The sequence below is a fragment of the Paenibacillus sp. GCM10027630 genome, from assembly GCF_042676305.1.
GTDB lineage: Bacteria > Bacillota > Bacilli > Paenibacillales > NBRC-103111 > Paenibacillus_S.
In genome coordinates this window covers 81,341-94,700 of record NZ_JBHTGY010000096.1, presented here as the reverse complement: position 1 = coordinate 94,700, position 13,360 = coordinate 81,341, and the positions used below count along the sequence as shown (strand labels likewise).

Annotated in this window: 11 protein-coding genes; 9 read left to right on the top strand and 2 right to left on the bottom strand. The window is 45.0% G+C overall.

Features of this window, described 5'->3' with window-relative positions; translation table 11 throughout:
- The first annotated feature begins 160 nt into the window (after window positions 1–160).
- From ACFQ0C_RS36070 to ACFQ0C_RS36050, 5 genes are all read left to right on the top strand, one after another.
- Window positions 161–1,414, top strand: a complete 1,254-nt coding sequence (locus tag ACFQ0C_RS36070; RefSeq protein ID WP_379374359.1) for a sugar ABC transporter substrate-binding protein — start codon at window positions 161–163, stop codon at window positions 1,412–1,414.
- Window positions 1,415–1,481: 67 nt separating this feature from the next.
- The gene (locus ACFQ0C_RS36065) at window positions 1,482–2,414 is read left to right on the top strand and encodes a carbohydrate ABC transporter permease (RefSeq protein WP_379374357.1); all 933 of its coding nucleotides are present in this window, start codon (window positions 1,482–1,484) and stop codon (window positions 2,412–2,414) included.
- Complete coding sequence (locus ACFQ0C_RS36060; RefSeq protein ID WP_379374355.1) at window positions 2,414–3,247, top strand: carbohydrate ABC transporter permease; 834 nt, start codon at window positions 2,414–2,416, stop codon at window positions 3,245–3,247. The genes ACFQ0C_RS36065 and ACFQ0C_RS36060 overlap by 1 nt, the downstream gene beginning before the upstream one ends.
- A gap of 108 nt (window positions 3,248–3,355) precedes the next feature.
- Window positions 3,356–5,683: an alpha-xylosidase gene (gene yicI / locus ACFQ0C_RS36055; protein ID WP_379374353.1), complete on the top strand. Its 2,328-nt coding sequence runs from the start codon at window positions 3,356–3,358 to the stop codon at window positions 5,681–5,683.
- 144 nt (window positions 5,684–5,827) lie between these two features.
- Window positions 5,828–7,276: a DEAD/DEAH box helicase gene (locus tag ACFQ0C_RS36050; RefSeq protein ID WP_379374351.1), complete on the top strand. Its 1,449-nt coding sequence runs from the start codon at window positions 5,828–5,830 to the stop codon at window positions 7,274–7,276.
- Between the two features lie 750 nt (window positions 7,277–8,026).
- Here the strand turns inward: ACFQ0C_RS36050 and ACFQ0C_RS36045 are convergent.
- Entirely contained in the window at window positions 8,027–8,488 is a 462-nt protein-coding gene (locus ACFQ0C_RS36045) for a DUF2269 family protein (protein WP_379374349.1), read from the bottom strand.
- A gap of 1 nt (window position 8,489) precedes the next feature.
- A complete protein-coding gene (locus ACFQ0C_RS36040; protein WP_379374347.1) occupies window positions 8,490–9,110 on the bottom strand; it encodes a TetR/AcrR family transcriptional regulator in 621 nt (206 codons plus the stop codon).
- 234 nt (window positions 9,111–9,344) lie between these two features.
- Here ACFQ0C_RS36040 and ACFQ0C_RS36035 point away from each other — a divergent pair, with 234 nt between their 5' ends.
- From ACFQ0C_RS36035 to ACFQ0C_RS36020, 4 genes are all read left to right on the top strand, one after another.
- Window positions 9,345–10,406, top strand: a complete 1,062-nt coding sequence (locus ACFQ0C_RS36035; RefSeq protein WP_379374345.1) for a LacI family DNA-binding transcriptional regulator — start codon at window positions 9,345–9,347, stop codon at window positions 10,404–10,406.
- Window positions 10,407–10,578: 172 nt separating this feature from the next.
- Window positions 10,579–11,055: an RpiB/LacA/LacB family sugar-phosphate isomerase gene (locus tag ACFQ0C_RS36030; protein WP_379374343.1), complete on the top strand. Its 477-nt coding sequence runs from the start codon at window positions 10,579–10,581 to the stop codon at window positions 11,053–11,055.
- 27 nt (window positions 11,056–11,082) lie between these two features.
- Window positions 11,083–12,030: a ribokinase gene (gene rbsK, locus ACFQ0C_RS36025; RefSeq protein ID WP_379374341.1), complete on the top strand. Its 948-nt coding sequence runs from the start codon at window positions 11,083–11,085 to the stop codon at window positions 12,028–12,030.
- Complete coding sequence (locus tag ACFQ0C_RS36020) at window positions 12,027–13,343, top strand: ABC transporter substrate-binding protein (RefSeq protein WP_379374339.1); 1,317 nt, start codon at window positions 12,027–12,029, stop codon at window positions 13,341–13,343. The genes rbsK and ACFQ0C_RS36020 overlap by 4 nt, the downstream gene beginning before the upstream one ends.
- Window positions 13,344–13,360: the final 17 nt, after the last annotated feature.

Here is a 13,360-nt window from a genome sequence, read left to right as displayed (position 1 = left end):
TCCATCAGGAAACAGCGTATTTTTTTAACACCAAATGATGTACGTACATCATTTGGTGAATGAATTATTGAGGCGATGCCAATGCCGCATCCGATAAAATGTATGAAATCGTTTGTAGCACTGCATATTATTACTAAGTATGTTAAGGGGGAAGAAAAAGATGTTTAAGAATGTAAGGGCTCTCATGATGGCAATGGTTACCGTACCCGTTCTGTTAACTGCATGCGCACCATCTGGTGAGGCACCCAAATCAGCTCAAGGCTCTACCACTTCAGGTGACAAGGTTACAATTCAATGGTGGGATTCCATGACTAGCGAAGCTACTCAAGGTGCATTAAAGAAAACAATTGCAGAGTATGAGACTGCTCATCCTAATGTGAAAATCGAGCGCACCTTTGTCTCTTTTGCTGACATCAAAAACAAGCTGCTGCTCGGGGCAGCGGGCAATCAAGTACCCGACATTGTTTGGATAGACAATCCGGATCACCAGGCGTTTGCCGCTGCGGGTATCCTTGCAGATATCACAAAGGAAATTCAACAATGGGGTCAAGCCGATAAATATTTCTCCGGACCTTGGTCATCCACAATGTATAAAGGCAAGAACTACGGCGTGCCGATCGGGAGTAATGATTTGGCGCTATATTACAACGTTGACATGCTGAAAGCAGCCGGAATTAATCCTCCGAAAACTTGGGATGAGTTAAAGGACGCAGCCCAGAAGCTAACTAAACCAGATGTGTACGGATTTTCGATGACGGCTGTAAAAACCGAAGAGGGCACTTTTCAATTCCTACCATTAATGTACCAATCGGGTTCAGACATTTCGAATTTCAACAGTGCGGGTACGGTTGAGGCAGCTACGTTGTTGAAGGACATGGTCTCCAAGGGTTATATGTCTAAAGAAGTGATTAACCAAAAGCAATCCGACACGGTTGTACAGTTCTCTACAGGCAAAGTTGCAATGATGGTGAATGGAACCTGGCAGATTCCTCTTTTAAGAAAAGAAGGAAAAGTTAATTGGGATGTCGTGCAGCTGCCAACCAATAAACAAGGTGGAACTATACTTGGTGGGGAAAACTGGGCGATTACTGATGCCTCGAAGCATAAAGATATAGCGTTCGACATTATTAAGTTTGCTAATGAGCCGGACCGTTTGAAGGAGTTTCTGAAAGCTGCGGGGCGTCTCCCAAGCCGTGAAGACTATTTAATGGACCCGTTCTGGCAAGATGACAAGCAGCTGAAAGTGTTTGCTGACGCAATGAAGGTAGCTAAGGCAAGAGCTTATGGCCCGAATTATCCAAAGATTTCAGATGCCATTCAGATCATGATGCAAGAGGTTATTACGGGGGCTAAAGCTCCGGATGTCGCAGTTAAAGATGCCGATGCCAAAATAAAACCATTGCTGCAGCAGTAAATGGATGAGATACATGGGGGATGCAGCAGGCACCGCATCCCCTTTACTTATGTGAATAGGGGGAGAAATGATGTCCCATCAGCATGGAACGGGTGGAAGTTATAAATTATCTCGGAGCTCTAAATGGTTTTCCTCATGGAATAGCTATTTATTTGTTTTGCCAGCGCTTTTATTTATGGCCGTGTTTATTATTTACCCTATCGCCTATAACGTTGCACTTAGCTTTCAAGATGTGAATGTTTACAATTTGAAAGGCGAGCATCACTTTATCGGCTTCACCAATTATATGAAGTCGCTGCAAGATCCCGTGTTTTATATCTCGCTGAAAAACTCGGTGATATTTACTGTAGTGAGTATTTTCTTTCAGTTTACCATCGGCTTTGGCTTGGCCATTTTTTTCAACATGAAATTTCCGGGACGGAGCTTGTTTCGTTCACTGATGCTGCTTTCCTGGATGCTTCCAGTTGTAATTACAGGCACGGTCTTTCAATGGATGCTATCCGGCGACTATGGAGTGTTCAATTATTTCTTGCAGTCGTTAGGACTAATAAGCAAGCCTGTGAATTGGCTTAGTGAAGGCAGTACGGCGCTGCTCGGGACTATCGTAGCCAATATATGGACGGGCATTCCGTTTAATATGATAATCCTTCTCTCAGGGCTTCAGACATTACCAGTTCAATTATATGAAGCAGCCAAGCTGGACGGTGCCAATCGCTATTTGCAGTTTAAGCATATAACGCTGCCGTTACTTAGACCTACGATCCTTGTCCTGTTCATGCTCGGTATTATTTATACATTCAAGGTGTTTGATCTAGTTTTCATTATGACAGCAGGAGGACCGGTAACATCCTCAACAGTGCTGCCTATCTACGCGTACCAGCTCTCATTTACGACGTTTGAGTTCAGTCAAGGGGCCGCTGTATCTATGATAATGTTTGTTATCTTAATTGCAATTGCTGTTGTTTACATGAGAATGTCTAGTAAAGAGGAGGTTCACTAATGGTTTATTCAAGATGGAAAGCATCTAGTGCAACCTTTATCGGTATATTGATTATGATCGTATTTCTGTTTCCGGTGTACTGGATGATCAAAACCTCGGTAACACCCATTACGGAGCTGTATCACAATCCGCCGCATATCTTTCCCGTGAAGCCAACATTCGACTCGTATATCAATAACTTTATTCGCAACAAAGATATGATTGGCTATATCGGCAACAGTGTCATTATAGCAGTCGGGACGATGCTTTTATCACTCGTTCTGGCGGTGCCTGCCGCTTACGCGCTTGCGCGTCTTTCCATAAAAGGCAAAGCCGTAATGATGATTTTGCTGCTTTCCATTCAGATGCTGCCTGGTATTATGATGGCTATGCCTTTGTTCATAATGTTTTCCAAGGTGGGCTTGACTGATAATTTCGCAGGACTTATTTTCGCCGATTTAATCCATTCCCTGCCTTTCGCTATCATTACACTTCGTCCCTTCTTCTTAAGCTTGCCGGGCGGATTGGAAGAAGCGGCGATGATCGATGGCTGCAATAAATTCACTTCGTTTACGAAAATTATATTGCCGTTGGTGAGTCCGGGCTTGATGACAGTGGGAGTATTTTGTTTCTTGTTTGGATGGGGCGACTTTATCTTTGCACTAACTTTAACCTCAGGCAATGCCGTTCGTCCGTTGACCTTGGGCCTTTATCGCTTTATCGGACAATATGGCACCGAATGGAATAATCTCATGGCAGTAGCTACTTTGGCCGCCCTTCCCATTATCGTTATTTTCGTATCGATGCAAAAGTACGTGGTAGGAGGCATTACGGCAGGTTCTATGAAGGACTAAGTCATGCTCTAAACGGCCGCTTACTGATAAACATCATTCCTGGATTGCAATAGTAAACATAGAAAAATTATAGATAGAAGTATCAAATGATAGGTGGAGGAAATAGAGATGAAATTTACTGATGGGTATTGGCATATCAGGCAAGGCGTAACGCTCAATTATCCGGTAGAAATCCGCAATATTCGCACCAAACCGGACGCTCTGACCGTTCTTGCTTCATGCAAAAAAATAGTGACCCGTGGCGACACACTAAACACAGCCATTTTAACAGTTAATTATACCTCACCCATGCCAGATGTAATTTGTGTGGAGCTTGTACATCATAACGGCAAACAGCAGAAGGGTCCTGAGTTTCAAAAAAATGAAGCCGAGGCTGTCGAAGTTCAAGTGGCCAATGGCGACGAGATTGCTAGCTTCACGAGCGGCAAACTAAGCGTCCAGCTTCACAAAAACGAGGGCTGGAGCACTCACTTCATTTATGACGGCAAACGATTGACCGGGAGTGGCTACAAGAGCCCTGGACACGTCAAAATGCAGGATCAAAGCACTTACATGAGAGAGCAGCTCGACTTGGGTGTAGGAGAATACATCTATGGCCTAGGCGAACGGTTCACTCCATTTGTGAAAAATGGGCAAGTCGTTGATCTCTGGAATGAAGATGGCGGTACCTGCAGCGAGCAGGCTTATAAAAATGTTCCTTTCTATATCTCCAACTTTGGCTATGGCGTATTCGTTGATCATCCTGAGCGTGTTTCCTATGAAGTGGCTTCAGAGCAAGTGTCTAAGGTTCAGTTCAGTGTGCCCGGCGAATCTTTAAAATATTATATTATAGGTGGAGCCTCCATGAAGGAAGTTCTGCAAAACTATACGAAGCTTACAGGCAAGCCTGCGCTGCCTCCGGCGTGGTCATTTGGTCTGTGGTTGACGACATCTTTCACTACCAGCTACGACGAAACTACGGTAAATAGCTTCATATATGGCATGATAGAGCGTGAGCTGCCGCTTCATGTCTTCCACTTCGATTGCTTCTGGATGAAGGAATTTCAGTGGTGCGATTTCCAGTGGGATCAGGATGTGTTCCCGGACCCTCAAGGTATGCTGCAGCGCCTGAAAAGCAAAGGCTTAAACATCTGCGTTTGGATCAACTCTTATATCGCTCAGCAGTCTTATTTGTTCGATGAAGGTAAGGCAAATGGTTACCTTGTTAAAACAAGAGAAGGCGACGTATGGCAATGGGATAGATGGCAGGGCGGAATGGGACTTGTTGATTTCACTAATCCTGCTGCCGTGCGCTGGTACAAGGATAAGCTTAAGGTGCTGGTGGAAATGGGTGTGGACAGCTTCAAAACAGATTTCGGCGAACGTATTCCTACCGATGTTGTCTACTTTGACGGGTCCGATCCAGTTAAAATGCACAACTATTACACGCATTTGTATAATAAAGCAGTATTTGAAGTGCTGGAAGAAACAAAAGGCAAGAACGAAGCCATGCTGTTTGCCCGTTCGGCCACTGCAGGCGGACAGCAGTTCCCAGTACACTGGGGAGGGGACTGCTCAGCCAATTATAACTCCATGGCCGAAACGCTGCGTGGAGGCTTGTCTCTAGGCCTATCGGGCTTCGGGTTCTGGAGCCATGATATCGGGGGCTTCGAGAATACGGCTACACCGGATCTTTACAAGCGGTGGACTGCGTTTGGTCTGCTATCATCCCATAGCCGCTTGCATGGAAGCCAATCCTATCGGGTGCCATGGTTGTTCGATGAGGAAGCATGCGATGTTCTGCGCTATTTTACCAAGCTGAAATCGACCTTGATGCCATATTTGTTCAGCACCTCAGTAGAAGCAACGCAAACAGGTCTGCCTGTCATGCGGGCTATGGTACTGGAGTTTATGAATGATGCCGCTTGCGATCAATTGGATCGTCAATATATGCTCGGCGATTCTCTGTTAGTGGCGCCGATATTCAATGATCAGGGAACGGCGAAATATTATTTGCCGGAAGGACGCTGGACGAACTTCTTGAGTGGAGTAGTCGTAGAAGGCGGTCGCTGGCTGCTTGAGAAACACGATTATTTCAATTTGCCTCTTATGGTTAGACCGAACAGCATTATTGCTGTAGGCACTAACGACCAGCGACCGGATTACGATTACGCTGATGGCGTTGTCCTGCACGTGTTTGAGCTTGGGGATGGGAGCACAGCATCAGCTACCATCTATAACACGAAGGGGGAGTCGGAGCTGGAAGTAACCGCCGAGCGCAGCGGTCTTGGCATTGCTGTTAACGCGGTTGGTGCAGATAAGCCGTGGGAATTGATTTTGCGGGGCATTCACGAAGTTGAATCAATAGAAGGAGCAAGCTGGACAGCTGAGGAAGCAGGTCTGCGTTTGATTCCAAAAGCTAGTGTATGTAAGCTTGGTATACAGTTAAAACTATAATGGTGGCATAAAGTATAAAAATGGAGGATGGCTATCACAGCTGTCCTCTTTTTCCTCTAATACGAACGCCAAAGTTAAGAAGGTCTGTGGGGAAGGACGAAGTATGTTAGAATTAAAGGTATAAACACTAAAAGGGGTTCTATTATGAGCAGCAAGAGCTTTAATGATTATAAACTAAGTGAAGATATACTAAGAGCGTTGGGGAGCTTGGGGTACGAGCAGCCAACGGATGTTCAAAGTGAAGTCATACCCATTGCGCTGGAGAAGAAGGATCTTACCGTCAAGTCACAGACAGGAAGCGGTAAAACGGCAGCCTTCGGGATTCCGATCTGTGAAATGGTGGATTGGGAAGAGAATAAGCCGCAAGCTTTAATATTAACACCAACGCGTGAGCTGGCGGATCAAGTGAAGGACGATATCAAAAATATCGGAAGATTTAAAAGAATCAAAGCAACTGCCGTCTATGGCAAGCAGCCTTTTGCTAAGCAAAAAGAAGAGTTGAATCAAAAATGCCATGTCGTTGTCGGTACGCCGGGACGCGTATGGGATCATATTCAAAGGGGAACGCTCGACCTGGAGCGGATGAAATATCTTGTTATTGATGAAGCCGATGAAATGCTTAATATGGGCTTTATCGAACAAGTGGGAGCGATTATCGAGGAGCTGCCCGAAGACAGAATGACGCTGCTATTCTCTGCCACTTTACCCCAAGATGTAGAAAAGCTCTGTCATCAATATATGAAAAATCCATTGGATATCGAAATTATCGCAGCCGAAAAAGCGACAACCCAGATTGAACACTCCTTATTTGTAGTGAGAGAAGCTTCTAAATTCAATCTGCTTAAGGACGTAACCATTGCCGAGAATCCAGATAGCTGTATTATTTTCTGCCGCACACAAGAACAAGTGGAGAAAGTATGTAAGCAGTTAACCGAGCTGGACTATCCTTGTGACAAAATCCATGGGGGAATGGAGCAGGATGATCGTTTTAGTGTCATGAATGAGTTCAGACGAGGGGCCTTCCGCTATTTGATAGCAACCGATGTAGCAGCGAGAGGTATCGATATTAGTAATATTACCCACGTAATTAACTATGACCTTCCAGTTGAAAAAGAGAGCTATGTACATCGGATAGGAAGAACCGGACGTGCTGGCAAGACAGGAAAAGCGATCAGCTTTGTTACACCTAATGAGGATAAGTTTTTGGCTAATATTGAGAGCTATCTGGGGTTTGAAATTACCCGAAGAGAAGCTCCTTCCAAGGAAGAAATTACAGCTGCCAGGGCTGCTTTCGAAGAGAGAATGAGCGCTCAACCTGTCATCAAGAAAGATAAGAGTGAGCAATTAAACAAAGAAATTTTGAAGCTGTACTTTAACGGCGGCAAGAAAAAGAAACTGAGGGCTGTAGATTTTGTAGGTACTATTGCCAAAATTGAAGGTGTTACGGCCGATGATATTGGCATTATTACGATACAGGACAATGTTTCGTATGTGGATATTTTGAACGGCAAGGGTCCTCTTGTCCTGCAGGTCATGAAAAATACGACCATTAAAGGAAAGCTGTTAAAGGTTTATGCGGCTAACTCTCAGTAGTACAATAAACGGATGACTAGGGGCTGTCCCAAAAGACATTTTGAGACAACCCCTCCATTTTATCCTGAATAGATGGTAGCAAAAGAGCCCTCAATTCCACTTTAATAGTTGAAGGCTTCTTTGCATATTCTTATGTGTTCTTAGTGATGAATAAGATGAGGTCGCTTTCCAGTGCGTACTCATCGCGGGTAATCGGGTTCTTGGTTCATGGCTCGTGGTTCATGGTTCGGCTACGGCATTACATGGCAGTTTGGCGCACTCAGTGCAATTATCAGGAAAATGTCAAGTTAGTTACTCCGAAAATAGTGTTTCAAGCCTTATAGCTGGAATTCCTCATGCTAATTCTACGTATTTTGGTTGATACCGACCATTTCACCTATATTAGAGTTAGTTTTTCCAGTTAGATTGATTTTAGGCGATATCCACACTGGATTAGCGTTACAATTTTCATCTATTACCTTTCCTTCCGCAGCGGCCCCGACAAATCAAGGTCTCCTCCAGATTGAAAGCAGCCTTTGAACATCGCTTCTCGCCCCATCCCTTAAGCAACATCCAAAAAGCGGCCGGACTCATTTTTCGATGTTCGAACCCCCACTCTGATGGGAATTTCCCTACAAAAAAGACGCTTCCATTTCCGCTTACATGGTGGTTTTGGAGGCGTCTTTGTACATAGTTTGGGACTGATTCATTTACTGATACCCTTTCGGGACAGTCTCTTTGTTCATGTTAGCTAAGCAATATTATGCCTTGTTACATCGGTTTGGAAATCATAAGGTACAAAACAACAACTGGAATTAACGTTCCAATCGTTCCGAATATCGCCCAGTATAAACTAGCCTTTCGATATGCTTGGGAGAGATTACCTGCACTTAGAGATTGTGCGCTGTGGCGGATCATGCTTCGCTGCAAAGGCAGCAGAAGGGCCAACCAGATTAGACCGGTCAAGGAAAATAACGTTAGGGATAACGTGAGCCAATTGAAGCCAGACATCGAATATCCGGCTTTAAGCGCCATCATAATGCCTGTGACTATGATTAATACCAATCCAGGGATTGTAAAAAAATAGTCGGCCAGCATTACATTTTTTGTTGCGCTGTGGATGGCGGCCAAGTCCCCTTTCAAATCGGCTTTTACTTTCCAAAAAGCGGCTGTGAAAATATTGCCCACTAAGAGGATCGCTCCCAACACGTGCAAGAATAACAGGAACTTCATTTTAATCCCCACTTTCCCTTTTAGAATTAGAGTTAGGCTGTAAAATGTTGACTATAAATTCGGAGAAGTCGGAAATGCCAAACGAGATTGTTTGGGGGGCTGTAGCCGCACGCATGCGAAACCCATAAGAAAGCAGAACGAATAATTCGGCTGTTTTGTCGGCATTTATGGATGCAGGTATCACGTCATGCTGCTGTCCTGCCTTGATCCATTGCTTCGAAGCATTAACCGCCTGCTCGTAGAAACGTTGAATCACTTCGCTGACAGCGGGTTGATCACTTTTACTGAGCAAGTACATCAGGATTTGATTCGTAACATCGCTGGGATCGTCCAGTATCGACAGGCTCTCTGTAATTTTTTGCATAGGCCCCTTAAATTGTGGAACCCCCTGAGCTACAGCATCGAAAAAACGATGATTAATCTCCTCGAGTCTTGACTCTAAAACCAGTGCGAGCAGCTCATCCTTTCCCTGAACATAATGAAATATAGCTCCCTTCGATAGTCCTGAACGTTCCATAATGTCGCTTAAGGTTGTTTTGCTGCACCCTTTTTCACTAATTAACGCTCTAGTTGTATCCAGTAAAAGCTTGGTTGTTTGCTCTCTTTTTAGTTCTCGTTTCATAAGGAGGTCCTCTTTCGTCTCTGTTTGTATTTGATGTCTTCCAGTAATTCCATTATATAAACCGACCATCGGTTTGTAAATAAGTGAATTGATATTATTTTCACTTTAAATTTTTAACAGACTGGAATGAATTGATAAATAATAATGATGCGAGAGGATACAATGTTATTGACAGCTTTAATAAATTAGATATATAATCTGGTTAATCGATTAAAGGGAGGTGAAACCGATAATTTGAAGAGGGCAACTCTCAAGGAGGTAGCTAAGCTGGCTGGAGTTTCCACGGCTACCGTATCTAATGCACTGAACCGAACCAAATATGTAAGCGAAGAAGTGATGGACAAGATCCATTCAGCGATACAGGAGTTGAATTATCAGCCTAACATTGTGGCCAAGAGCTTGCGAGTGCAGGAGTCTAGAATCATCGGGCTTCTGATCTCGGATATTGCCAATCCCTTCTTAACTATTGTAGTACGCGGAATTGAAGAAGAGCTTGCGAAAAGCAACTACAACATCCTGCTGTGCAATACGGATTCCTCCGTGGAGAAGGAACGTAAGTATCTCGAGGTGCTAATCGGCAAAAGAGTAGACGGCTTGATTATCTCATCGGCCGGGAACACAGGGGACTACTTCCGTTCGCTAGACAAGACGGGAGTGCCGATGGTATTCCTTAATCGGTGCCCGGAATTTATGAACTCCGATGTCATCATGACTAACAATATACAAGGAGCTTATTGCGCCACAGAGCATCTTGTTCGACACGGCTACACTAAAATCGCGATCATTGCAGGACCTTCTTCGATTAGTACCGGTAAAGATCGTCTGATTGGATACAAGAGAGCGCTTGAAGACTATGGGATCAATGAATCAGATCAGTTGGTGAAGGAAGGTTTTTTCAACACCCAGAGCGGCTATGATAAGATGAAAGAACTGATGGAGCAGGATATCAAGCCGGATGCCGTATTTATTTCCAACAACTCGATGACATTAGGGGCGTACAAATATTTGAAGGAAGCGGGCCTTCGCATTCCTGATCAGGTTGCCGTGCTTGGATATGACGATCCTGATTGGGCGGAGATTGTAGACCCGCCGATTACGACAATAAGGCAGCCTGCTTATCAGCTGGGCGTGCAAGCGGCAAGCTTAATGCTGGCCAGGATCAAGGATAGCCAAGTAAAGCGGGAAATCATGTATATGGACCCGGCATTGATTATACGGCGCTCGTGCGGCTGTGTGGGTGAAGAGCAAATCAGCGGTGAAACTAACCAATTGAGAGACGTCCTATCCAGCTTATAACTTCGTGATGACAACAGAAAGTTGGAAGTATAGGAGTCTCCTTACTTCGCTCTTTCATTTAATCGATTAACCAAAAATAGATACATAAATTGGTTGTTCAGTAAAGTGTTAACCGAATTGGGTATTACAGCTTAGATAGAAAATAGATGCAGATAAATGGGAGGAACAAAGAATGAGAATTGCAGTTGGAGGAGATCATGCTGGTTTTCCATTGAAGGGAACAGTTATAGCGGCTTTAGAGAAAATGGGTCATGAAGTAATAGATTTTGGTTCGTATGACGACAGCCCTGTCGATTTCCCTGATATTACCCGTACAGTAAGTGCAGCTGTGTTGTCGGGCCAGGTGGAGCGTGCCGTTATGGTATGCGGAACCGGTGTGGGGGCGTGTATTGCTGCTAACAAAATTCCGGGGATTCGCGCTTCCGTATGTCATGATATTTATACCGCTCATCAATGTGTGGAGCATGATGATGTCAATGTGATGTGCGTTGGCGCTCAAATTATAGGTCCTGTATTAGTAGTAGAGTTGCTCGAAAGCTTCTTGAAGGCTGAATTCAGTACGGAAGAGGAATTCCGGCGTAGAGTTGAAAAGCTGCATGAGATGGAACGTCAGAGTGTATTACTGAATCAGGCCGCGGCATCCGAATAAGATGTTCGGTTTCATGGGAGGGTTAACTTGGTACAAAAAGTGAAAATTGTGGTGATCGGAAGTCTGAATATGGATCTTGTCGTCGTGGCTCCGAGAGTTGTGCTTGAAGGGGAGACGATAATAGGCGGTAAGTTTACTGCAATGCCCGGCGGTAAAGGAGCAAACCAGGCTGTGGCTGCAAGCCGGCTTGGGGCACAGGTACACATGGTTGGCTGTATCGGTGATGATGGGTTTGGCCGAGAGCTTCGAGAACATTTGCGTGTCGGAAATATTAATACCGATTATGTAACAACAGTACCGGATGCTTCCAGTGGAGTGGCTATGATTACAGTTAGTGAAAGGGGTGAGAACAGCATCGTAGTTTCCCCTGGAGCCAACGATACAATGACAATTGCCCATATTAAGCAAGCTGAGATGATCATTCGTGAAGCAGACCTGGTCTTAATCCAACTGGAAATTCCATTGGAGGTAGTCGAGGAGGCTGTTGCAATGGCAAAGAAGCATCAGGTTACCGTTATTTTGAATCCCGCCCCGGCAAGGCAGTTATCAGAGACTCTTCTTAGTCAAATCGATATCTTGACACCGAATGAAACGGAAGGAAGGATTATTGTCACAGGGCAGGCGGAAGGAGATATCCGTGAAGAGGACATTATTTCTTTTCTCCGAAATAAAGGCGTCCAAAACGTCGTTATGACGCTTGGGGGCGAAGGGGTTGCATACTCGGACGGGGGATCTGCAGGACGACTGAAAGCGCATACAGTCAAAGTCGTAGACACTACTGGAGCCGGAGATTCCTTCAACGCAGGGCTCGGCGTCTATCTTGCCGAAGGTGGCTCGCTGGAGGCAGCCATATCCTTTGCTCAAAAAGTAGCAGCATTATCCGTTACCAAGTTCGGTGCCCAGCCATCGTTTCCTTACAGATCGCAAGTAGACCGTTTTCAAGATCATCTACTCATAGGAGGGGAAGTCAATTGAATTCTAAAAAAATCGTTTTTCCGGTCATTTCCATGATGCTGGCTTTGGGGTTAACTGCTTGCAGTGCCAACGATACGAAGAGCGGGACTGATGCGAACAAGGGCACGGACAAGGCAGTTAACGGCAAGAAGGTGGAGCTGCGTGTAGCTTGGTGGGGCGGTCAGGCACGCCATGACAAGATGAATAAGCTGTTCGACTTGTTTGAGCAAAAAAATCCGAACATCAAAGTCTCCCGTGAATTTACGACGGAGAATCAGTACGCGGAGAAATTTACGACGCAAGCGGCGGGAGGCAATGCCCCTGATGTGATGCAGACGAGCAGCTTTTTTCAATTTGACTTTGTAAAACGGAATATGATGTTCAATATGGACCCATTAGTGGCATCTGGAGATTTAAATGTGAAGGATTTCGATCCAATTGATGTAGGCGGGGGTAAGGTAAACGATAAGCTGTATGCGATCAGTCTCGGGCACAACATTAATGGAGTTATCTATAATACAGCTATGTTCAAAAAAGCGGGCCTGGAGCTTCCTAAGAATAATTGGAATTGGGACGAATACGTTGCTGCAGCGAAAGCACTCCAGAAATCGCTAGGCAAAGAGGCTTGGGCAAGCGAGGATGAGGGCGGCGTATACCGAGTTCTGGAGCTGTTCGTACAGCAGAGAGGCAAGTCGGTATTTACAGAGAATGGTCTTGGTATGGATAAGAAGGATTTGACAGACTGGTTTGCGTTTTGGGATCAAATGCGTAAAGACGGGCTGACTCCACCTCCGGCAATCCAGTCCGAGCAAGGAGATAAAACGCAGGAGCAGTCGATGCTTGCGCGTGGCAAGGTAGCGATGATTACCAAAAGCTCCAATCAGTTAAAAATCTATCAAGGCAGCGCCAAAGACGAGCTGGGCATCGTTAGCTATCCCATGGATCCGAAGGGCGATAAGAAAATCCCTCTGATCGTAGCTTCACTGGGTATGTATGAAAAAACAGCACATCCGAAGGAAGCGGCCATGCTGATTAACTTTGTCGTTAACGATCCGGATGCAGCCAAAATCTTTTTAGGAGAGCATGGCCCGCAGGCTTCGAAAAAAATGCAAGAGGTGATCAAACCATTGCTGGGCAAGCCGGAAGAGAAGGAATACGCATTCGTAAATGAAATGATGCCTTCCACAAAGCCGTATCCAACCATGCCGGGAGGCAGCACATCGGTTCAGAAGCTGCTGCTTTCTAATAACGAAGCTATAGCGTTCGGCAAGAAGACTATTCCCCAAGCGGTTGACGAGTTTTTTGCACAGGCGAATCAAATTTTGAGTCGATAAGTCATTTATTATTTAAT

What these genes read in the sequence shown, in the direction of transcription:
- ACFQ0C_RS36070 (WP_379374359.1), top strand. Translation starts at nt 161, where the DNA reads ATGTTTAAGAATGTAAGGGCTCTCATGATGGCAATGGTTACCGTACCC.
- ACFQ0C_RS36065 (WP_379374357.1), top strand. Translation starts at nt 1,482, where the DNA reads ATGATGTCCCATCAGCATGGAACGGGTGGAAGTTATAAATTATCTCGG.
- ACFQ0C_RS36060 (WP_379374355.1), top strand. Translation starts at nt 2,414, where the DNA reads ATGGTTTATTCAAGATGGAAAGCATCTAGTGCAACCTTTATCGGTATA.
- yicI (WP_379374353.1), top strand. Translation starts at nt 3,356, where the DNA reads ATGAAATTTACTGATGGGTATTGGCATATCAGGCAAGGCGTAACGCTC.
- ACFQ0C_RS36050 (WP_379374351.1), top strand. Translation starts at nt 5,828, where the DNA reads ATGAGCAGCAAGAGCTTTAATGATTATAAACTAAGTGAAGATATACTA.
- ACFQ0C_RS36045 (WP_379374349.1), bottom strand. Translation starts at nt 8,488, where the DNA reads ATGAAGTTCCTGTTATTCTTGCACGTGTTGGGAGCGATCCTCTTAGTG.
- ACFQ0C_RS36040 (WP_379374347.1), bottom strand. Translation starts at nt 9,110, where the DNA reads ATGAAACGAGAACTAAAAAGAGAGCAAACAACCAAGCTTTTACTGGAT.
- ACFQ0C_RS36030 (WP_379374343.1), top strand. Translation starts at nt 10,579, where the DNA reads ATGAGAATTGCAGTTGGAGGAGATCATGCTGGTTTTCCATTGAAGGGA.